Below are 20,970 nucleotides of genomic sequence, written 5' to 3'. Positions count from 1 at the left end.
CTGTGAAGTTTTCTTGCGTTGTGCATGCTGAATGATCTCCTTTCTCGGTATGAAAAGTAGGAATTGTATGTATATTGAGGATATGTATATTGTCTCGTAGGTGATGTTTTTTTGTTTTTTTGCGGGAAAACTCTTTTTTGCAAGTTTGGCAATTTCGTAATATATTGATTATTAAGTGTACTTGTGATCTTGAAAGGTACACGCGTACGTATGTTTATGAGGGTAAAAATAGGCAAAAATTGGGATGTAATTAATTTTATATCAACAAGATAGGTCCATAAAATAAAATGACTAAAAAACGTACGTTTAAATTCGTCATTTTTCAGCTACAAAAATACATATACTTTTTGAACCTGCAATTCTTTCCTCAAAGATTTTTCTTTTTCTATATTCTTTCTTATCAATTAGATAGCTTAACATGTACGAAAAACCACCTTTTTATCACAAACCATTTAAACCCTCCCCCAAAATGACTAAAAAAAACGTACGTTTTCATTAGTCATTTTATAGGATGATCCCAAAGAGGGATTTATAGAACTGAATTTCATTATATATAGTATTATTAATTAAATTATTAGATTATGAACAAAAAGTTTTCTACTCTTGTAGCCGGTGTTCTGCTGGCTTCTGGTGTCGGAGCTTCTGCGCAGACGTTTAATCCTCAGGTTTTTTCTAGTGAACCTGAAATTCGTCAGGCCAAGTATTATGCTTTAGGCGTAGGAAGTGGGGCAACTAATGTTGTAAGCGTTACAGAAACTGCCGATGGAACTCTCGCTTTTAAATCGGTTGCAGCAAACTCATTGAATTCTTTGGCAAAAGTTGATTCCGCTTTGTGGACGGTTTCTGCTAATGTGACAGGTGATGGTGGTGCTACTCGTTTTGTTATGACAAACAAGGCAACAGGTGCTACTTTTTCTTTTGATCCGAAGAATGCAGTAAAAGAAACGGGTACATCTACTTCTGCTGTTTCAGGTAATGCAGCTGAAGTTGGTGGTGCTTTGACACAGTGGATTTGGTATAACAGCCGTTACAATGTTTCTAACTCTTTACAAGCCTCCGAAGTTGTTTCTATGGACTTTGCCGGTGGTGACTCTACTTTGGTGATTCGTGTAGATGCTGCTACTAACGTTATTTATGCAGCAAAAGATTCGAAACAAAAACTGCAATCAGGTACAGCTTTACAGATCTTGACTCCGGGTTCTTGGGTAATGTCTGCTGAAGACCTGAACACAAAGGGCGATGATGTTAAGTACATGCAGTTGTCTTTTGCAGAGGATATCGACAAAAATCCGTTTGCCGATAAGTATCAAGCCCAGGTCCTGAGAAGTAGTGGTACTCCTTCTTCTCCTTATGAAGTTCTGCGTAACAAAAAAGGTGGATATACACCAGCACAAGATGAATATCTGTTTTTGAACAAATTGAATGACGAAGGAGAATTGTCTTATAACTATTTACGTCTTGATACGTCTTATTATGAAAGTACTGGTGCTTCTTTCAAACTGTATAATCAGTTGACAACATCGGCTGCAATCATGGAAAAAGATGCCGCAGGCAATTTGGTTACACCGGTTAATGGTTATAATGTGATTGATACATTAGGCTATAATTTGCCGGACGATGCATTCCGTTTCAAATTCACAAAGGACCTGTTGACAGACTCTTTGCAAGTCGAATCTTTCTCTCAGTTTGTTGAGTTGGCAAATGCCGTGGCTCCGAAAAGCCAGAAAGGAAGCGAAGTGACATATTGGACAATGTTGAATGATGATGCCCGTGTAGATGGTGGAATTTCTGGTAACATGGCAACTGGTTTTAAACCAGGTGTTCAGAATAATACGAAGCTGTTTACAGTGTTGTCACATTGTACTTTGGTAGACGAAGCTAAGAATGTCGTTACTTTCTATGATGACGATGTGCTTGCTGGAAGACCTGTTGAAAACCACGTAAATCTTTTGGCTTACGCCGACGGTATCGATTCTGATTATGCAAGTATCGCTGACGATGTTTACACGATCAAAAATGTGAAAACTGGTGAATATTATGGCGTTCACATTTATGATGCAGACTCTGTAGCTGAATATACTGGAGGTGATGTTATCAAGAATATGAATTTTAACCATATCCCTGCATTCCAGTGGGTTGTTATCAAGAAAGATCATTCTGCTCTTCGTGCAGAAATTTCTCCGGTTCAGGTAACTAACCGTGAGTTCGATGCACAGAACGATTATCAGATCCAGTTGAGAAAAGGTACTAAAGACGGCCAGTACAAGTTGAATGGTGTAGAAGTTGTCTTTGAACCGGTTTCTGCTGACGCTGTTGCTGACAAACACAATGGATACAAATTTTTGGAAGATCAGGATCTGGATGTAAATCGTTATACATTCAACTACTGGCATGCTTATACAGCTGATAAATACCTGAACAAGAATGCTGAAGACTCTGTTTTGAACGTATTGACTGAAGATGCTGGCCGTTTCTCAATTGAAGCTGCTCAAGCTGCTGAATTCGGTTATGATGTAGATGCTCGTGGTGCTAATACTTATATTCCGACATTGGCTCAGTTGGAAAGACGTCTTTATACGGTTTCTGCACCTTACGGACGTAAGCTCTATGTAAACAAAGAACACCAGATCATGGCAACGACAAATCCGGCTAGCACAGATGCTGTAACTTCTTTCTATTTCAAAGAAAACAATGAATTTACGAAGGGTGAAGATCTGACTTGTTATTATGCTTTGATTAATAACAATGGCTTGAATAAAGCTGGTGTTGTCGACAACGATGAAGATGCTCTGCTGCGTGCTCAGGTATTGACTGAAACAAGAACTTCTGTATTTGCTATCGCTAAGAGCGATGCTCCTCTGTATCGCCGTTTCAACAATACGGCTTTGGGTGAAAGTGCAACAGATGGTCGTGACAGTTTGAGATTCTTTGAAAATGTTCGTAAAGAATATCTGATGGATGAAAACAACCGCGAAGGTGGTTTGATGGATGCTAACGTGAATTATGTAGGTATGTGGACTGCTAACAAGGCTACAGGTCTTGCCTTCCAGATCGATACAGCTGTGATCAACCGTGACAATGGTGATATCAAACCTCAGTATCTACTTTCTGTTGCTCATAATGATTTCGCGGGTACAGATACAATTCCTTGTACGGAAGCAGACGGAACTCACCGTGATGAAAATGGTAACTTGGTAGATGCTAACCACTGTATCCATGCTATTCCGGGTAAGGCTGCATTTGAAAGAGGTAAATATGTAGTTAGCTTCGCTGATTCTGCTGCTGCTAATGGTTACAAGAAACCGTACACAGATGTAACTGCTGGTTATGTTCGCGTAGGTTTTGTTGAAGCTATCAAACAGGCTGATACATTGTGGGTTTTGACAGACGAATTCAAGGCTTTGGCAAATGATAAGATCGATTTTGCAAGATTACAAGCTGTAAATGATTCTTTGGTGGCTACTGGTGCAACCAAGATTAAGAATGTGTTGACTGGCGTCAACCACAAAAATTATACTTGGTCATTCCGTTATGTGAATCCTGAAGCTGCCGGTAATGTGGAAGAAGAAGGTAATGCTAACAAATTCTTGTTCGAATCAAACAACTATGATGGTGAAAAGATTGCTCCTGAAAACGGCTCTTGGTTGAAGATCCAGAATGGTTGCGTTGTCTTGACTAAGAATCCTTCTTATTTCTCTAACGCTAAGACTGGTGGTGACGGTGCCCTGATCTTCAACGTTGAAAACAAAGAAGATGATCAATTGGCAACAGACAACGAAGAAATTGCAACATCAGAAGTAACTGTAATCGCTCAGCAGGGTGCTGTACGTGTTGCTAATGCTGCCGGTAAGAAGGTTGTTGTTTCTAACATCCTTGGCCAGACAGTAGCTAACACAGTTATCACTTCTGACAATGCTGTAATTGCTGCTCCTCAGGGTGTAGTTGTAGTAGCTGTTGAAGGCGAAGAAGCTGTTAAAGCTATCGTTAAGTAATAATAGAAAATTCATCATCAGGTAGGGATACGAGCAATCGTATCTCTGCTCTGAAAAAGAATAAGATTTTATAAATCAAATAATTCTAAATTTTACCGTGCAGCTTTCAAGCTAATTATCCCGTGATGGGTGAACAGGCGGTAATATTAATACTAAAGTAAAAAATTAAAAAAAGTTCATCTGCCATTATCCCTGTGAAGAGAAAAGGCAGACACAAAATGAAGCCTCTCCGGTAGCAATATCGGGGAGGCTTTTGTTAAAAAAAGCATTGATTCTGTATGTTTCCAGGGCAACCGTACCAAAAATTGCTATCCAAGACCATCTCTTCTTTCTCTATAAAAATTTGCAAACCAACCATCATACTATCATGGCTGGTTGTTAGCTGTTGTTTCACAATATGTTAAAGCATGATAGTAGTTGTTTTCTACTATCATTCTACCATCATGCATCTATCATGCTTTTTATTTAATAGTTTATTTATGTAACCGATAATGAGCTGCTTATATTTATATAGGCCAAAATGACTATCGACAGAAACGAGATTATTTGGCACAAAAAACGCTCTTTTCGCCGGATAAGATGCAAAAACAAGGCATAAAAGTGTCCTCAGCATGGCAGATAAACATCCCCACATCCCCGGAAGAGCTTCGCACAGACCCGGATCTGCTCCTCTTCCACACCCGGATGTCCGTGGCTCTTACACCCGGGTCTCAAGCAGCTATTCAAGCCGTTTTTGGCAAAAGAAAAGCTTGTCTTGATGAAAAATGAAGCTATTTTAACCTGTTTTGCACCTATTCCCGGACGGTCTCTGTTTTTATTGTATAATTGAAACACAGTATGTTATCGTTTTTTACTATGATGGTTATGATAGATGAATAATAGTGCAAAATGGTAACTATCATGCTGTAACGAGTTGTTTTAAAGTAATATACGGGCGATTATGATAGTATGATGGTTGGTTTTGCAAGAACATTTATATAGTCATCGTCCGTATCGGTGGCGAAAACAGATGGACGCTTTATGAAAAGAGCGTGTTCTATTTTTCTATTCCCAAAGAAAAAAATTGTACTTTTGTGAGCTACATTAATAAAGATTGAACAATGGCTAACGATGAAATGAAACAAATCTGGAAAGTGCCGGAGCCGACTCTTAGGAGGTTGCCGTGGTATCTTGCCTTTTTGAAACTGATGAAAGGAAGAGGGGAAGCTTTCGTATCATCTACTCAGATTGCCAAAGAAATTAATGTGGACCCCAGTCAGGTGGCGAAAGACCTCTCTTTTGTGAATATTTCAGGGAAGACACGTGTCGGCTATGAAATCAGTACGCTGGTGGATGTGTTGGAGGATTTCTTAGGTTTTACGGCGCAGCATAAAGCATTCCTGTTCGGTGTCGGTAGCTTGGGAGCCGCCTTGTTGCAGGATTCCGGTCTGAAACAATACGGATTGGAGATTGTTGGAGGCTTCGATGTCCGTCGGGAATTGGCCGGAACCGAGATTAACGGGATACCGGTCTACCACATGGATGATTTTCCTGCCAAGCAGAAGGAATACGGAGCGACGATCGGAGTGATTACCGTCCCTGTCGACAAGGCGCAGGAAGTGACCGAATTGATTATCGCGGGAGGAATCAAGGCTTTGTGGAACTTTACCCCGTTCCGTATCCGTGTGCCGGAAGATATCGTGGTGCAAAATACCTCTATGTATGCCCATCTTGCTGTGATGTTCAACCGCTTGAATTCAATCAATCACTGATATATGAAAATAATAGCCGTAGGAATGAATTATGCTGCTCACAATAAAGAGCTGCATCATTCGTTAAAATTATCGGAGCCTACTATCTTTATGAAGTCCGACTCTTCGTTACTGAAAGACGGCAAACCGTTCTTCATTCCTGATTTCTCTTCGGAGATTCATTACGAAACGGAGATCGTCGTGAAGATAGACCGGCTGGGAAAAAACATTGCCGAACGTTTCGCCCATCGTTACTATAACGAGGTGACGGTAGGGATTGACTTTACAGCCCGCGATTTGCAAAACAAGCTGCGTGCGCAAGGTCTGCCTTGGGAAATCAGCAAGGCGTTCGATAATTCGGCTGTTCTTGGGACATTCGTCCCACTGGAGCGTGTGGGAGATGTGAACCGCATTCCTTTCCATCTGGATATTAACGGCAAGACCGTCCAGGAGGGAAATACACAGGATATGCTTTTCCCGGTCGACAAGATCATTGCCTATGTGAGCCGTTTCTTTACGTTGAAGATAGGTGATCTGATCTACACCGGAACCCCGGTAGGCGTGGGGCCGGTCAAGATAGACGACCACTTGCAGGGATATATCGGCGAGCAGAAGCTGCTGGATTTCTTTGTGAGATAACACGGAAAAAACGTATGAAGAGAATCTTATGTGTCTTGCTGTTTGTATTCGGTCTGCTCACTTCTGCTTGGGCGGATAGTAGCCGATATGCCTCCGAGTCGGTATTGAACTCCGGGAAATGGGTGAAGATACAGGTGGCGGAAGATGGTATTTACAAACTGACGGCTGCCGATCTGAAAAAGATGGGCTTTTCCAATTTGGATAAAGTAGCTGTTTATGGCTACGGAGGATGGCCTTTGGATGAAGATTTCTCTACTACCTATATTGATGATGTCCCTGAGGTAGCCGTATGGAGGAGTGCGGATTATTTGTTGTTTTATGGGAAAGGGCCGCGCAAATGGGAATATTCTTCTTCTGATAAGTCCTTTATCCACACCAACAACCCCTATTCCAATTACGGATATTATTTCGTGACCGAGAAAGAAACAGCCGGGCGTACGATGGAGAAGGCTGCATCTGCTGCTGGAGCCACTTTGCAAGTGACAACTTTCGATGATTATGTTTTGCACGAAGAAGAGTTGGTATCGGTGAACAGTTCCGGGCGCGAACTGTATGGGGAATCGTTTACTTCTACTTTATCCCGTGATTTCACGATATCGGTTCCGGGTATTACGAACGACGAGGGAAAAGCCACCCTGTCTTTTATCTCCCGTGGCAACGGAACGATTACTATGAATGTCGATGGAAACGCTTTAATATCCGGTTCCGTGTCTGTCCCGTCGGACGAATACGAAGTGGCACGGGAACTGTATCGCGAAAGAGCTTGGACGGCTGATAAAGGTGAGACTGTAAAGGTCAACATCGGATACAGTACGACCGGACATAAGAATGTACACTTGAACTATTTCCGTCTGCAGATGAAGAGGCAATTGAAAGTATATGATAATTATACATTCTTCCGCAGCCTCTCGGCAAGAGGCAATGCTTCCCGCTTTGTGATCCAGGGAGCCGATGCCAGTACGCTGGTTTTTGATGTGACCGACGGTGTAAATCCGCAACAGATGGAAACGTCTCTGAACGGGACAGAGTTGTCTTTTTCAATTCCTGCTTCCGCTTCCTTGAGGGAGTTTGTCGTAGTAAAACCGTCACAGATCAAAGCTCCCGTGACGGTCGGCGAGGTGGTGAATCAGAATCTGCATGCTTTGCCACAGCAAGATATGATCATTATTGCCCAGCCTAATTTTACTACGCAGGCAGAACGTTTGGCAGAAGCGCATCGGACAAAGGATAACCTGACGGTTCGGGTGGTGACGCCAGAATCAATTTATAACGAGTTTTCCAGCGGTACACCGGATGCAACTGCTTATCGCCGTTTTATGAAGATGTTCTACGACCGGCAGACTTCGGAAGCTGATGCTCCTAAATATTTACTGCTGTTCGGCGATGGCTCGTTCGACAACCGTAAATTGACTTCCGCCTGGAAATCGGTGGATATGAGCAATATGTTATTGACGTATCAGACGGAAAACTCATTAAGTAGTCAATCGTATGTGATTGATGACTATTTCGGATTTCTGGATGATGCGGATAATAAGAAATCCCTTCAAAATAAAAAACTATGTCTGGGGATCGGACGCTTTCCTATCAGGACTGTGGAGCAGGCGACTCAGATGGTGGATAAGGTAATCTCTTATATGGAAAATAAAAATACAGGTTCGTGGAAAAACAATCTGTGTTTTATGGCTGATGATGGTAGCAATACGGATGGATTTATGACTGAGCATATGGAGTTTGCTGATCAGTTGGCAGGTTATGTCGAAAGTGAACATCCTGAGTTTTTGGTGAATAAACTGTATTATGATGCCTATAAAAAAGACATGACGGCAGGAACTTATCCGGATGTAAGGAGTGGCTTGCAAAAACTTCTAAAAGACGGACTTCTATTGTTTAATTATACCGGACATGGAGGGACAACGGCTTTAAGCGATGAGAAAGTGTTAACACAAACAGATATCAACCAGTTTACTTATACTCATCTGCCGGTATGGGTGACGGCTACCTGCGATTTTACGCGATTCGATGACTTGAATACGTCTGCCGGAGAAGATGTCTTTCTGAATAAAAGCAGTGGGGGCATTGCGCTGTTTACGACTGTCCGTGTCGCTTATTCCAGACCTAATTTCCCGATCAACGACAATGTTATCCGTAATTTGTTTGAAAGAAATAATGGGCGTCGTCGTACGCTGGGAGAAGTGATGCAAGCAACGAAAAACACCTTGTCGTCCGTTTACAAACTTGGTTTCTGCTTGATCGGAGACCCAGCTGTAAAAATGGCTTATCCAGAATTTGGAATGAAAGTGACGACTGTAAACGGGCAATCGGTAGACGGAAATTCAATATCTTTCAAAGCTTTGGAAAAGATCACTGTCGAAGGAGAGGTGTTGGATGCTTCCGGGCAGTTGGTAACTGATTTTACTGGTATAGTCAACCCGACGGTAAAAGACAGCAAGGTGACTGTCACCTGCTTGAAGAACAGCAATAAAGATGACAGTCCGGCTTTCACCTTCACCGACTATCCGAATACGATTTTTATAGGGAATGACTCCGTGCGCAACGGAAAGTTCAGCTTTACTTTTACGGTTCCGAAGGATATTTCTTATTCTAATTTGCAGGGGAAAATGAATCTCTATGCCGTCGATACGGAAAGTGGCAATGAGGCACAGGGTAATTTCGACAATTTCATTGTCGGAGGAACTTCCGACACGGCGGAAACCGATACGATCGGTCCGGAAATCCGTGCCCTTTACCTGAATGATACGACATTTGTAGATGGCGGCCAGGTGAACACGACTCCCTATTTTGTCGCTGAGTTATGGGATAAGAGCGGAGTGAATATCACGGGAAGCAGTGTCGGGCATGATATGATGCTGGTAATAGACGAATCGACCGTCCTGAGCTATAACCTGAACAGTTATTACGAACTGTTACTTGGCGAAGATGGGACCGGTATCGTGAAGTTCCCGATCCCGGCGCTTGAGCCGGGTAAACATACGGCGGAGTTCTGGGTGTGGGATATCTTGAATAACTCGACTGTGCGGACATTTACTTTTGAAGTGGTCGAGGGACTGAAACCATTCCTGTTCGATGTGATCGCAACACCGGGTATCGCCCGTGAGCAAGTGACTTTCCATCTTATGCACAACCGTCCCGAAAGTCGGATGCGAGTGGGTATTATGGTCTACGATCTGGCAGGCCGACAACTTTGGAAACATGAAGAAAGCGGAACGTCCGGTCTGTTCGAAAACTATACGGTTTCCTGGGATCTGACATCCGGTGGTGCCCGTATGCGTCCCGGTGTTTATATCTACCGGGCAGCTATCAGTACCGATAATTCCAAAGACGCGACAAAAGCAAGGAAATTCATCATTTTAGGCGAATAAGAAGGAACGCATAAACTCCATCGTGTTTATCGTTGCAGTCAGGACAAAGAATCCGATAATAACCCAGTCCAGTATCCGGTACATGCGGACCGGCAATCGTGTGTATAGCCAGCCCAGCAGGATCGGGACTGCAAACATCCAATGCCCACCGAACAGGATCGCCTCGTTCATCCCGTAGCGGATGATAAAGTGGATCACGAAATCGATACTCAGGTACATAAGTAGCAGTTGTACATATTTGTTTTTCAGGTTGAGCAAAGCCGAGGCCGCGACTAAAAACAACAGAAACATGATTACGGCATTGTTCCAACTGTGCAGGTATTCGCTGGGACGCAATACGACCTCTTTCCCGACTAGCTGTTGTGTGAGAGGCGTGCTTATAATCGTATTGCCCCAGAAATCGACCAGTGCTTGTTTGCCGAATGTCTCGTCGTGGATAAAATACTGTCCGAGTTGCCCGGTCGTTTCGATAGGAGACGGGCCTTCCGGGTTGAACAGTTTCGCTTTGAGGGTGTAAAAGCCCATGACGGCAGCTACGCAAATGACAAATGGCAGCATGACTTTGAATCCTGTCCGTATTTTACGCCAGAACGGTGCTTTATTCAGGAACAGGGCCATTGTCGGTTTGGCTGCGTTGGTGATTGTTATTCCTCCACAAAGGAAAGAGAGAAAGAGGATCGTCCGGCCTTTTATATATCCGGTCAGCATGTATTCCCTGGAAAGCATTAGTAGTGAGAAGACGAGCAGGAAAAAGGAGAACGGATAAGATTCTGTGGTGAATGATAAGACAACGGTCGTGAAAAAGCATCCCGTGAACCCTGTCAGTAACAGTGCCCGCCGAGAAGAAATCCGGACGATCTGCTTCAGGTAACGATAGATCAGGACCAGTCCGCCGGTTATCAACAGGTTCATCAGCGTCAGGCAAATAATACCGGAAGTTTTCTCTTTGAACAGGGTTGTCAATAGGATTGTCAACAGTGTTTTCAACAAATGGAAGATGCCGAAAAAGGGATGGCTGATGTCGAATGCTCCTCCGCGCGTGTGGAGATGGAATAGATTGTCATAGCCTAAGTAACTTCCCGCTCCCCCGTTGGGTACATCGATCAGTTCCGTATGAAAGAGCATCCGGTAACCGATACACCCGTAAAGAAGGAAGAAGAAAAGGAAAAGCCCGGTTTCTATCGGGGTCGTCGGAAATAACGTGTGCTTAGTCTCTCTCCACTCGATCCGGAGAGCGCGAAACAGGATAGACAGGCAGGATGGCATCATAGTATATGTTTATTTATTGTTGAATGGTTTATAATGGGGGACATCTGCAAGGGCGAGCAGTTCTTTGTCGCCGGAACTGTCGCCATATACATGCAGCGTCTCGGAGGCGAAATCCGGATATAGCCGGCGGAGCCTGCGTACCTTCTCACCTCCTTTACAGTTGGGTGTGGAAAACCGCCCGGTCAAAGTCTGCTCCCTGACTTCCAGCCCTGTTCCTTCCACGAGCCGGATTCCGACAGTTTGTGCCCAGGGGCGTATCCAGTCGGGCACGGACGCGCTGATAATGGCAATCTTGTTTCCTTCTTCCTGATGCCTGCGTATTTCTTCCAAGGCCGCAGGATAGACGAAAGCCGGTATACGGGAAGCATATTCGAGACAAGCCTGTTGGAAATCCTCCGTCTTCATTCCTCGCAGGAAAGAGGAGATCACAAGCTCTTTGGCCCGGTGCGTGGAGAGAATGCCCGTTAAGGCTGCTCCTTTCAGCAGGATAATCCAGGGGAGCCGCAGGAGGAAAGCCTTCCGTCCACAAGCCTGAATTAGAAAATCCGGCAAAGAGTCGCGGGAAATGATGGTTCCGTCGAAGTCGAATATTGCGATTGCCATATCAATAAATAAGTAAAGCGAATACGATAAACCAGCCGGCCACGGTCAACTGCAAAGTACGGTCCTGTAAGAGGATGTCGGTCGGGTTGCAATTGCTCTTCTCCACCAGGATGATTTGCAGATAGCGCATGATGCCTGCCAGTACGAAAGGAACTGTGGCATACAGGTATTCGCTGCTCCTCGACGTCACTTCGGGCGAAAGCGTATATAATATGTAAGTCACGGCTATGATGGAAGAGAGAAACGACAGGATCACGTTCAGGTAGTCGATCGTATATCCGGTAATATTCTTACGTGAAATCTGTCCGGTCTCCATGAAATTGAGCAAATCGTCCCGGCGCTTGGCAAAAGCGAGGAACAGGGAGAGGATGAATGTCATGATAATCAGCCAGTGCGAAAGTTCTATCTCCCCGGCGGCAGCTCCCGCTTCAAGCCGGATGATGAAACCGCAGGCGACAATCATGGCATCTATGATCTGTACCTGTTTGAGGTAAAGCGTATAGGCTAAGTTCAGGAGGATATATCCTCCTGACAACAACCAGATCTGGTTGTTGCTTGTATACATGAAGCTGAAACATAATGCACTCGTCGCATATAGCAGGAACATGAAGACAAGGGCGGCCATCGGAGAAACTTTCCGGGAGGCGATCGGACGGAATCGTTTGACCGGATGCAAGCGGTCTTCACCCGCATCCATCAAGTCGTTGAAAATATATACGCCACTGGTGAGCAAGCAGAAACCTGCAAACAGGATTGCAACATTCCACAGCCTGTCCGTATCTCCTATCTCCTGTGCAAAAAACATGGGAAGGAACAAGATGATGTTTTTTACCCACTGGAAAGGGCGCATCAGAAGAAATAATGCTTTAACTTTGCCTGTCGATTGTATATCTTTCATACTCAAAAGACAAAAGTAGGAATTTTATTTGAGCATACAATAAAGTTCGGATTATTCAGTTTATAATGCAGTAGGAGCGGTTCGTGAATCGTCCCTACTGAATCGGAAAATAAATTTAAGGATAGACATATGATAAGTAAATTCAGAATCGGTGTACTCGTTATAATACTTAACTTCTTCGCTTCGGTTGCGATGATTTGGGGACAGGATAATCCTTCTTTGCTCCAAATGGCGGTTCCTTCGTTGAACATCGCTCCGGATGCACGAGGCGGCGGTATGGGAGACATGGGCGCGGCGACTTTGCCGGACATCAACTCGCAGTATTGGAATGCTGCCAAATATGCTTTTATGGGAAGTAAGGCGGGAGTCAGTTTGTCATATACGCCGTGGTTGCGTAAATTGGTCAATGATGTGGCCTTGGTGAATATGACCGGTTACTACAAATTAGGAAATAGCGATTTACAGGCTATCAGTGCATCTTTGCGTTATTTCTCGTTAGGTGAAGTGAATATATGGGAGAACATCGGGGATGTCCCTTATGGTTTGAACCCGTATGAGATGGCGTTCGACGTGGCTTATAGTCGCAAGCTGTCCGAGTCCTATTCAATGGCGGTAACCTTGCGTTACATCCGTTCGGATATGGGGACGGACCAGAATGACGAAAGCAATGCGGGCAATGCTTTTTCTGCCGATATTTCCGGTTATCTGGAAAAATATGTGCTGATGGGTAATGCCGAGGCATTGTGGAGCTTTGGTTTCAACCTGTCGAATATAGGGAGTAAGATCTCGTATGACGGGGGTAATACGAACCAGTACCTTCCGGCAAAGCTGACGTTGGGGACCGGTTTGCTTTATCCGATTGACGATTACAACCAGATCGGTGTTTATCTGGACCTGAACAAATACATGGTCCCGTATGCTCCGCAAAAGGAAGAAGGAGAGACTGATGCCGATTACCAGACGCGTGTGGACGACTATAAATCATGGTCGAGCCTTTCCGGTATGTTGAAGTCTTTTACCGATTCACCTAACGGCCTGCTGAAAGAGATCATGGTTTCGGTCGGAGCCGAGTATAGTTATAACCAGCAGTTTTTCGTCCGTGGTGGTTACTTTTACGAGAATGCGAATGTCGGTAACCGTAAATACTTTTCTGTAGGTGCCGGTTTCCGTATGAGCGTGTTCCAGTTGGATGCTGCTTATCTGATTAGTACGGTTCCGCAGAACCCGTTGGACCAGACACTTCGTTTCTCCCTGTCTTTTGATATGGACGGGATCAAGAACTTGTTCAGATGAAAGTTGAAAGTTAAAAGTTGAAAGTGATGAAAGTGCGGGTTGGGTTTGGATATGATGTGCATGCATTGGTTCCGGAGCGTGATTTGTGGCTGGGCGGAGTGAAAATAGAGCATACGATGGGCCTGCAAGGGCATAGTGATGCGGATGTCTTGATTCATGCTATTTGTGATGCCCTGTTGGGCGCAGCTAATATGCGTGATATCGGTTATCATTTCCCCGATACGGCAGGTGAATATAAGGACATCGACAGCAAGATCCTGTTGTTCGATACAATGGAATTGCTTCGTGATGCCGGATATACATTGGGTAATATAGATGCGACTGTCGCCGCCGAACGTCCGAAACTGAATCCACATATTCCCGAAATGAAACGGGTGATGGCTGACGTCCTCCAAGTGGATGTAGAAGATATCTCCATCAAGGCGACGACAACCGAGAAGTTAGGCTTTACCGGACGACAGGAGGGAATAGCTGCATATGCAACGGTGCTGATACAGAAATAGTCTACCGCTTCCAGGTCTTTATCTATAATAGTTTTAGAAGTTCCCCTTGGGTGAAAATTTATTTTTATGTAAGGGATAATTTATTTTCTCTTACATGAAACAAGGGTTTCACTTACGGGTAACAAAGTGAAACTAATGTTGTATCTTGTTTATCCCGCCGTTAATTTGTAGATTTGACCCCATAAAGAAAAGATGAAATATGAAGAGTAACGATTGGAAGGACCGTCTGGGGATCATGTATTCTACGAACCCGGATTTTCAATATAATACAGGAGACGAAGAGGAAGAAGAAACGCTTCCGAAAGAGAAGCAGCTGCTGCGCATTGCTTTGGATAAGCGGAACCGGGGCGGCAAGGCCGTGACATTGGTAACCGGTTTCCGGGGAACGACCGGCGATTTGGAAGCACTTGGAAAATTTTTGAAAGTGAAATGCGGTGTCGGTGGCTCGGCTAAAGACGGGGAAATCATCGTACAGGGTGACCTGCGTCCTAAAGTGCTGGAAATATTACAAAAAGAAGGCTATGTCAAAAGTCGTATAATCTGATCGTATGCTGACAGTCTACAGAGCTTCCGCCGGAGCCGGGAAAACGCACAAGCTGACCGGTGAATATCTGACTTTACTGTTTACGGGACCGGGCGCTTTTCGCCGTATCCTTGCCGTGACCTTTACGAACAAGGCGACAGACGAGATGAAGACACGTATTGTCGACGAACTGTACAACTTGGCTTCCGGAAGGAAATCGGATTATGTGGAATTGCTGAAGTCCACTTATTCGTTGACGGAGGTCCAGGTGCGAAAGCAGGCGGCTAAAATATTGATCGATATCCTACACGATTATTCTGCTTTCAATATTAGTACGATCGATCGCTTTTTTCAGCAGACCATGCGTGCCTTTACACGCGAGATTGGTTTACAAGGTGGTTATGGGATCGAGATGGACCAGGAGCTGGTGCTCACAACAGCAATCGATAATCTGTTGTCGGATCTCGAAAAGCCTGAAAGCAAGGACTTGTTAGGCTGGCTGCTCCGGTTTGCGGAGGATAAGATAGAGAGCGGAGGGGAATGGAACCTGCGTAAAGATATTATGGCCCTGAGCCGTGAGGTCTTCAAGGAGAGCTATAAGGCTTTCAGTGAAGCGGTCGGCCGGGATATAGAGGACAAGAAAGCGCTGGAAGACTACAAGAACGAGCTGTACGGCATCATCCGTTCGGTAGAAGCGACCGCTAAAGAATTGGGAGAACGCGGCCTGGCGATCCTGAATAAATATGGGCTTAAAGTCACCGATTTTAAAGGGGGCAGCCGTTCGCCTCTGACGCTTCTCGACCGTCTGGTGCAGGGAGAGATGAAAGAGCCGTCCGCTACTTTTATCGGTTTGGCGGATAATCTGGACGGCTGTTTCACGAAAACGGTTTCGCTCGGTACCCGACAGATCATCGGATGTGCCTTTGAGGATGGTTTGAACGATTGCATCAAAGGAATTATTTCCCTGTTCGGTAATCTGACTGCCTATAATACTGCTCGTGAAATTGTCCGTTATTATTATACGTTGGGGATCCTGACCGATGTGTCCCGCCAGATAGCCGCTTATCGGGAAGAAAAAAATGTGATGTTGATTGCCGACACGACCGAATTGCTCAGTAAGGTGATCGAAGGCAGCGATGCTCCTTTCATCTATGAAAAAACCGGTACACATGTCGACCATTATATGATAGATGAGTTTCAGGACACCAGCGGAATGCAGTGGAATAATTTCCGTCCGTTGATCGAAGAGAGCCTTGCACATAGCCGGGATAATTTGATCGTAGGAGATGTGAAGCAAAGTATCTACCGTTTCCGTAACTCGGACTGGAAGTTGCTGGACGAACAGGTACAAGCCGACTTTTCCTCCGAAGAAATCCATGAAGAGACGCTAAAGGATAACTGGCGTAGTTGCCGGAATATCGTGGAGTTTAACAATGCCCTTTTTACGACACTTCCGGGTGTTCTGCAGGCTGTCTATAATGAAGCGCTGTCCGTCTCTTCCCTAAGCGAGGAACAACGAGCGGCTTTTTTCACTAAGATCATGTCCGCCTATGATAAAAGTTTCCAACAGGTTCCTCCCCCTTTCATGCAGAAAGACGGGCATGTACGGATTGAATTTCTCTCCGGAGATAATGAGAAAGATTGGAAAGAGGAAGCTCTCGGACGTTTGCCCGGCGTGTTGGAGAAATTGCAGGATAACGGATATGCGCTAAAAGACATTGCTATCCTTGTTCGCACCAATCAGGAAGGGGCACAGGTGGCAGATACTTTACTGGCTTATAAGGAAGAGCATCCTTCCAACCGCTACAACTACGATATTATTTCGGATGAGGCTCTGTTTGTCAGTGGTTCGACGGCAGTCCGTTTCATGGTTTCTTTGTTGCGTTACCTGAAGAACCCCGAAGACCGGACGAACGGGCAGATCGCTTTATATTCCTATCAAGTGTTGAAAGGGAGATTTGGTGTCGAAACTCCGGCTTTTCCACCGGAAGTCGTCTCTGTCCTGCAAATCCTTTCCCGCCAGTCCCTCTATGAAATAACGGAAGGTCTGTTCCGCCTTTTTGCCGACGACTTTCCCGAAAATGAGCAGGTTTTTGTCCAGGCTTTCTTGGATATGGTGTCCGAATATACCCAGAAGGAGAGCGCAGACCTGAACCGTTTCCTGAAATGGTGGGACGAAACGGGCTGCCGGAAAACAATTGCCACACCGGACGGACAGAATGCGATCCGTATCCTCACGGTTCATAAGTCGAAGGGGTTGGGCTTTAAAGTCGTAATCATCCCTTTCGGGGATTGGGAGATCGACCATAAACCGACAAAACCAGTCATCCTCTGGTGCCATCCGGAAGAGAAGCCGTTTGATCGCCTGCATCTGGTTCCCGTGCGCTACGGCCAGTCGTTGGGAAAGACGATTTTTGCAGGCGATTACTTTAAGGAACGCTTGCATGCCTTTATTGATAACCTGAATACTTTATATGTCGCTTTTACTCGTTCGAAAGATGAGTTGATTGTATTCTCTCCGCGCCCGAAGAAGATGAAGGATGCAACTGGTGAAGTGGAAAAGATTTCGACTTTGACCGATGCCTTGTGGGCTGGTCTGCGCACGGATATGCCTGATACACGGGAGGGTGAGAAGCTGATCTCGTTACCTGCCGCTTTCGATACCGAAACGGGCGTTTTCGAGTTGGGCGACTGGTGGCATCCGGTTGCAAAGGAGGAGAATGGGGACATTCAGGAGATCGGGATGGCACGCCTTAGTTCCATCTCTCCGGACGACCGTTTGCAGTTACGTCTGCATGGCAAAGGCTATTTCTTCGATAATGCCCGCCGGAAACATGGGGCTTTGATGCACGAGGTGTTGAGCCGTATCCGTACCCGGAAGGATATTCCGCAGTCGGTCGAACGATACCATCAGGAAGGGGTGATCGACAAAGAGGAAGCGATAGCACTTGTCGCACGCCTCGAAGAGTTGTTGAACCTGCCGGAAGCTGCTTCTTGGTATGACGGTACGGCACGTGTGTTGAACGAGGTCGACATCCTGTTCGGAAAAGGGCTGTCCAAGCGTCCGGACCGTGTAATGATTACCGGAAACCGTGTGGTCGTGGTCGACTATAAGTTTGGGGAACATGCCGACCAACGCTATCATAGTCAGGTAAGGAACTACCTGAAACTGATCCGGCAAATGGGTTATGACGAGGTTGAAGGTTTCCTTTGGTATGTTGAATTAAATAAAATAGAAGCGGTGAAAGGGTGATATATTTTTGTTATTCGGTAAAAATGAATATTTTTGCAAATTCTTACGATAAATACTCGATTAGATTAAAGAATGAAAGTACATAAAGAAGGAACAGGTCTATTATTAACGCTTTTCACGATATTCTTTGTCGTGGACGTTGCGCTGTATCATACTGTCGGTAGAGGTTGGGTGTTCTATACCACGACTTTCGTCACCACAGTCCTGTTCTTGTTGGTACTTAACTTCTTCCGTAGCCCGTTCCGTCGTTTCCCGTTCGATTCGGAAGGATTGGTGATCGCCCCTGCCGATGGTACGATTGTGGCGATTGAGGAAGTGATGGAGAATGAAATCCTGCACAGGGAATGCTTGCAGATATCCATATTCATGTCCGTTTTTAATGTACATGCCAATTGGTTCCCGGTGAATGGGACTGTCAAGCATGTATCACATCAGAACGGGCGTTTCCGTGCCGCCTACTTGCCGAAGAGCAGCACGGAGAACGAGCGTTCGGCTGTTGTCATTACAACCCGTAACGGGGTGGATGTATTGGCACGCCAGATTGCAGGTGCGTTGGCACGACGTATCGTGACCTATGCCAAAGTCGGTGATAAGTGCCATGTGGACGAACAGATGGGGTTTATCAAGTTTGGTTCGCGTGTAGATGTTTACCTGCCTGTCGGGACGGAAGTCCTGGTCGAAATGGATCAGAAGGTTACCGGTAACCAGACTCCGATAGCCCGTTTGGGAAAATAAGAGAAATAAATGAGCATCAAGAATAGTATACCTAATTTTGTTACCTGCTGCAGCCTGATATCTGGTTGTATCGCTTGCATTATGGCGTTAAGGGGAAACTTGCCGATGGCGACCTTGTGGATTGTCATTGCGGCTGTTTTCGATTTTGGTGACGGTTTTGCCGCCCGTTCCCTGCACGCCTACTCTCCGATGGGGAAAGAATTGGATTCTCTTTCTGATATGGTAAGTTTCGGTGTCGCTCCTGGAATGATCGTTTATTGGTTGTTGGAGCAGGCTTGTATGACGGCTCCTGTTTTGGGAGAGGCGGCAGGCTATGTTCCGTATATGGCTTTGGTGATACCGGTCTTTTCCGGGTTGCGTCTCGCCAAGTTCAATATCGATGAAAGGCAGACGACTTCTTTTATCGGTATGCCTGTCCCGGCCCATGCTCTTTTCTGGGCGTCTATCGGCTATGCGTTCCATTCTGCCGTACCAGTGGACAGCATCGGGTTTATTGCCGGAACGATAGTTGCGGCGATCCTGTTTTCGTCTTTGCTGGTATCTGAAGTTCCGATGTTCTCATTGAAAGTAAAGTCGTTGGCATGGAAAGGCAATGAGTTACGCTATATTTTAGTGGCCGGGGCGGTGGTCTTTGTGACTCTCTTTGGTGTTCTGGGCATTGCCGGAACAGTCATTCTCTATATAACCTTGTCTTTTTTTAACAAAAGAAGGTAAACAAGAGTTCGTATCTTTGTGTTTTTGTAATAAACCAACTAAGTGACGGAATATGTTTAAGTTTTTGTTTGTTATGTTCTTCTTCTTTATCCTGTTAGTTTTTCTAATGGGATTCTCTATCTTGCGTACCTTTAAAAATATCCTGTTCGGAAGCGGAAGTAGTGGAAAGAAGGGTGAACAACGCCGTCAAACAAGCGGTTACTCTTCCGACGCGCGCAGCAACAGCTCTGCACGCGAAGAATATGCCTCGCAGGCCTCCCGTAAAAAGATCTTTGCAAAAGATGAAGGAGAGTATGTGGATTACGAGGAAGTGAAATAAGTTGTTCAGCGCTTGCGCTGAAAGAATTTGCGCATTTCTTCGGCGCATTCGTTTTCAAGAACCCCTTTTTTGACTGTCGCTTTTGGATGTAAGGCTTTCGGTGCGTATTGCTGGAAGCCTCTTTTTTCGTCTGTCGCTCCGTAGACGATCTTGCTTAGTTGCGACCATCCGATTGCTCCGGCACACATCACGCATGGTTCCACCGTCACGTAAAGGCTGCATCCGGTCAGATACTTGGCTCCTAAGACGCCGACTGCCGCCGTTATCGCTAACATCTCGGCATGGGCGGTTGGGTCGTTCAGACGTTCCGTCTGGTTGTGGGCGCGGGCTATGATCTGGTTATTACATACGATAACGGCACCGACGGGAACTTCTCCCTCTTCGGCTGCTGAGCGGGCTTCTACTAGTGCCTGCTTCATGAAATATTCGTCGTTGAATGGATCCATCATCTTCTCATTTCGTTTTCATTGAAGAGGGTAGGATAGTCCTCTTCTAGGGTTTTAAGTATGTGGGACAGGATTGTCTCACGGTACCAACGGGATTTGTTGATGATTTTATACCTGGCAAGATAACGTTCCACTGCCTTCTGCTCATCGTCGTTGAGCATGAAAGTGACCTTGTGCACGCGTGGGTGATTCGGCTGTGGAGATGAATATTTACGTTTCAGTGTCATAGTTTGCAAATGTAAGGGGGAAAGCGCAAATAAAAAAGAAAAACAGTATATTTGTGCAAATTACATGGAATGGCTAAACGGAACGAAACAGGAAAAGACGGTGAGTCGGTTGCACGTGCTTTTCTGGAAAAGCAGGGCTACAAGATTACCCATACGAACTGGCATTGGCATCATTATGAGCTGGACATCGTAGCAGTCAAAGATACCTGGCTGGTTGTGGTAGAGGTGAAAACGCGTTCGGATGATTATCTTTTGGCGCCGGAAGATGCGGTCGATGCTCCTAAAATCCGCCGTATCGTGGCGGCAGCCGATGCGTATGTCCGCTTTTTCAATCTTGAACTACCGGTCCGTTTTGACATCATAACCGTAATCAAAAAAGGAGAGGAGTCTGAAATAGATCATATAGAAGATGCTTTCTATGCTCCTTGCCGCAAATAAAACAAAGA

18 protein-coding genes are annotated in these 20,970 nt (G+C 45.3%); 13 read left to right on the top strand and 5 right to left on the bottom strand.

The genetic code is table 11. From position 1 onward, the window contains the following. Positions 1-581 precede the first annotated feature (581 nt). The 5 genes from KTG12_RS01820 to porU all read left to right on the top strand — a co-directional run bounded on the left by KTG12_RS01820 (position 582) and on the right by porU (position 9,741). Complete coding sequence (locus KTG12_RS01820; protein ID WP_138272846.1) at positions 582-3,992, top strand: DUF6383 domain-containing protein; 3,411 nt, start codon at positions 582-584, stop codon at positions 3,990-3,992. Positions 3,993-4,538: 546 nt separating this feature from the next. Continuing rightward, positions 4,539-4,760, top strand: a complete 222-nt coding sequence (locus KTG12_RS01815; protein WP_216945405.1) for a hypothetical protein — start codon at positions 4,539-4,541, stop codon at positions 4,758-4,760. A 332-nt stretch (positions 4,761-5,092) separates the two neighbouring features. Beyond that, positions 5,093-5,743, top strand: a complete 651-nt coding sequence (locus tag KTG12_RS01810) for a redox-sensing transcriptional repressor Rex (RefSeq protein WP_005634424.1) — start codon at positions 5,093-5,095, stop codon at positions 5,741-5,743. A 3-nt stretch (positions 5,744-5,746) separates the two neighbouring features. After that, positions 5,747-6,361: a fumarylacetoacetate hydrolase family protein gene (locus tag KTG12_RS01805; RefSeq protein WP_005634422.1), complete on the top strand. Its 615-nt coding sequence runs from the start codon at positions 5,747-5,749 to the stop codon at positions 6,359-6,361. A 14-nt stretch (positions 6,362-6,375) separates the two neighbouring features. After that, positions 6,376-9,741, top strand: coding sequence for a type IX secretion system sortase PorU (porU, locus tag KTG12_RS01800; protein ID WP_155143438.1), 3,366 nt, complete (start codon positions 6,376-6,378; stop codon positions 9,739-9,741). Here porU and KTG12_RS01795 read toward each other — a convergent pair. The 3 genes from KTG12_RS01795 to KTG12_RS01785 are packed head-to-tail and all read right to left on the bottom strand — an operon-like array spanning position 9,730 to position 12,511. Next, positions 9,730-11,010: a DUF6080 domain-containing protein gene (locus KTG12_RS01795; protein WP_138272848.1), complete on the bottom strand. Its 1,281-nt coding sequence runs from the start codon at positions 11,008-11,010 to the stop codon at positions 9,730-9,732. The genes porU and KTG12_RS01795 overlap by 12 nt on opposite strands. Before the next feature lie 9 nt (positions 11,011-11,019). After that, positions 11,020-11,613 (bottom strand): HAD-IB family hydrolase, encoded by a 594-nt coding sequence (locus KTG12_RS01790; protein WP_005644633.1) that lies wholly within the window; start codon positions 11,611-11,613, stop codon positions 11,020-11,022. Position 11,614: 1 nt separating this feature from the next. Next, a complete protein-coding gene (locus KTG12_RS01785) occupies positions 11,615-12,511 on the bottom strand; it encodes a decaprenyl-phosphate phosphoribosyltransferase (protein ID WP_005634418.1) in 897 nt (298 codons plus the stop codon). Positions 12,512-12,640: 129 nt separating this feature from the next. Here KTG12_RS01785 and porV point away from each other — a divergent pair, with 129 nt between their 5' ends. From porV to KTG12_RS01750, 7 genes are all read left to right on the top strand, one after another. Further along, entirely contained in the window at positions 12,641-13,804 is a 1,164-nt protein-coding gene (gene porV, locus KTG12_RS01780) for a type IX secretion system outer membrane channel protein PorV (protein WP_022322231.1), read from the top strand. A gap of 26 nt (positions 13,805-13,830) precedes the next feature. Continuing rightward, positions 13,831-14,307 carry a 2-C-methyl-D-erythritol 2,4-cyclodiphosphate synthase gene (gene ispF, locus KTG12_RS01775; RefSeq protein WP_005634408.1) on the top strand — a complete coding sequence of 159 codons (477 nt, stop codon included), beginning with the start codon at positions 13,831-13,833 and terminating at the stop codon, positions 14,305-14,307. A 199-nt stretch (positions 14,308-14,506) separates the two neighbouring features. Beyond that, positions 14,507-14,851, top strand: coding sequence for a translation initiation factor (locus KTG12_RS01770; RefSeq protein ID WP_005634407.1), 345 nt, complete (start codon positions 14,507-14,509; stop codon positions 14,849-14,851). Positions 14,852-14,855: 4 nt separating this feature from the next. After that, the gene (locus KTG12_RS01765) at positions 14,856-18,083 is read left to right on the top strand and encodes an exodeoxyribonuclease V subunit beta (RefSeq protein ID WP_119215906.1); all 3,228 of its coding nucleotides are present in this window, start codon (positions 14,856-14,858) and stop codon (positions 18,081-18,083) included. 72 nt (positions 18,084-18,155) lie between these two features. Beyond that, positions 18,156-18,818: a phosphatidylserine decarboxylase family protein gene (locus KTG12_RS01760; protein WP_005634404.1), complete on the top strand. Its 663-nt coding sequence runs from the start codon at positions 18,156-18,158 to the stop codon at positions 18,816-18,818. A gap of 9 nt (positions 18,819-18,827) precedes the next feature. Continuing rightward, the gene (locus KTG12_RS01755) at positions 18,828-19,532 is read left to right on the top strand and encodes a phosphatidylcholine/phosphatidylserine synthase (protein WP_005644626.1); all 705 of its coding nucleotides are present in this window, start codon (positions 18,828-18,830) and stop codon (positions 19,530-19,532) included. A gap of 52 nt (positions 19,533-19,584) precedes the next feature. Continuing rightward, positions 19,585-19,851 (top strand): DUF4834 family protein, encoded by a 267-nt coding sequence (locus KTG12_RS01750; protein WP_119215905.1) that lies wholly within the window; start codon positions 19,585-19,587, stop codon positions 19,849-19,851. Positions 19,852-19,856: 5 nt separating this feature from the next. Here the strand turns inward: KTG12_RS01750 and KTG12_RS01745 are convergent, their stop codons facing one another. After that, on the bottom strand, positions 19,857-20,297 hold the full coding sequence (locus KTG12_RS01745; protein WP_370853086.1) for a nucleoside deaminase: 441 nt from the start codon (positions 20,295-20,297) through the stop codon (positions 19,857-19,859). Beyond that, positions 20,297-20,524, bottom strand: a complete 228-nt coding sequence (locus KTG12_RS01740; protein WP_005644624.1) for a hypothetical protein — start codon at positions 20,522-20,524, stop codon at positions 20,297-20,299. The genes KTG12_RS01745 and KTG12_RS01740 overlap by 1 nt, the downstream gene beginning before the upstream one ends. 69 nt (positions 20,525-20,593) lie before the next feature. Between KTG12_RS01740 and KTG12_RS01735 the strand changes: the two genes are divergently transcribed. Beyond that, entirely contained in the window at positions 20,594-20,962 is a 369-nt protein-coding gene (locus tag KTG12_RS01735) for a YraN family protein (protein ID WP_005634391.1), read from the top strand. Positions 20,963-20,970: the final 8 nt, after the last annotated feature.

Source organism: Parabacteroides sp. MSK.9.14, from assembly GCF_019041495.1.
In the GTDB taxonomy this organism is placed as follows: Bacteria; Bacteroidota; Bacteroidia; order Bacteroidales; family Tannerellaceae; genus Parabacteroides; species Parabacteroides merdae.
This window is presented reverse-complemented; position numbering and strand designations above follow the sequence as displayed.

Coding starts and splice junctions, on each gene's coding strand:
- KTG12_RS01820 (WP_138272846.1), top strand. CDS start 582: ATGAACAAAAAGTTTTCTACTCTTGTAGCCGGTGTTCTGCTGGCTTCT.
- KTG12_RS01810 (WP_005634424.1), top strand. CDS start 5,093: ATGGCTAACGATGAAATGAAACAAATCTGGAAAGTGCCGGAGCCGACT.
- KTG12_RS01805 (WP_005634422.1), top strand. CDS start 5,747: ATGAAAATAATAGCCGTAGGAATGAATTATGCTGCTCACAATAAAGAG.
- porU (WP_155143438.1), top strand. CDS start 6,376: ATGAAGAGAATCTTATGTGTCTTGCTGTTTGTATTCGGTCTGCTCACT.
- KTG12_RS01795 (WP_138272848.1), bottom strand. CDS start 11,010: ATGATGCCATCCTGCCTGTCTATCCTGTTTCGCGCTCTCCGGATCGAG.
- KTG12_RS01790 (WP_005644633.1), bottom strand. CDS start 11,613: ATGGCAATCGCAATATTCGACTTCGACGGAACCATCATTTCCCGCGAC.
- KTG12_RS01785 (WP_005634418.1), bottom strand. CDS start 12,511: ATGAAAGATATACAATCGACAGGCAAAGTTAAAGCATTATTTCTTCTG.
- porV (WP_022322231.1), top strand. CDS start 12,641: ATGATAAGTAAATTCAGAATCGGTGTACTCGTTATAATACTTAACTTC.
- ispF (WP_005634408.1), top strand. CDS start 13,831: ATGAAAGTGCGGGTTGGGTTTGGATATGATGTGCATGCATTGGTTCCG.
- KTG12_RS01770 (WP_005634407.1), top strand. CDS start 14,507: ATGAAGAGTAACGATTGGAAGGACCGTCTGGGGATCATGTATTCTACG.
- KTG12_RS01765 (WP_119215906.1), top strand. CDS start 14,856: ATGCTGACAGTCTACAGAGCTTCCGCCGGAGCCGGGAAAACGCACAAG.
- KTG12_RS01760 (WP_005634404.1), top strand. CDS start 18,156: ATGAAAGTACATAAAGAAGGAACAGGTCTATTATTAACGCTTTTCACG.
- KTG12_RS01755 (WP_005644626.1), top strand. CDS start 18,828: ATGAGCATCAAGAATAGTATACCTAATTTTGTTACCTGCTGCAGCCTG.
- KTG12_RS01750 (WP_119215905.1), top strand. CDS start 19,585: ATGTTTAAGTTTTTGTTTGTTATGTTCTTCTTCTTTATCCTGTTAGTT.
- KTG12_RS01745 (WP_370853086.1), bottom strand. CDS start 20,297: ATGGATCCATTCAACGACGAATATTTCATGAAGCAGGCACTAGTAGAA.
- KTG12_RS01740 (WP_005644624.1), bottom strand. CDS start 20,524: ATGACACTGAAACGTAAATATTCATCTCCACAGCCGAATCACCCACGC.
- KTG12_RS01735 (WP_005634391.1), top strand. CDS start 20,594: ATGGCTAAACGGAACGAAACAGGAAAAGACGGTGAGTCGGTTGCACGT.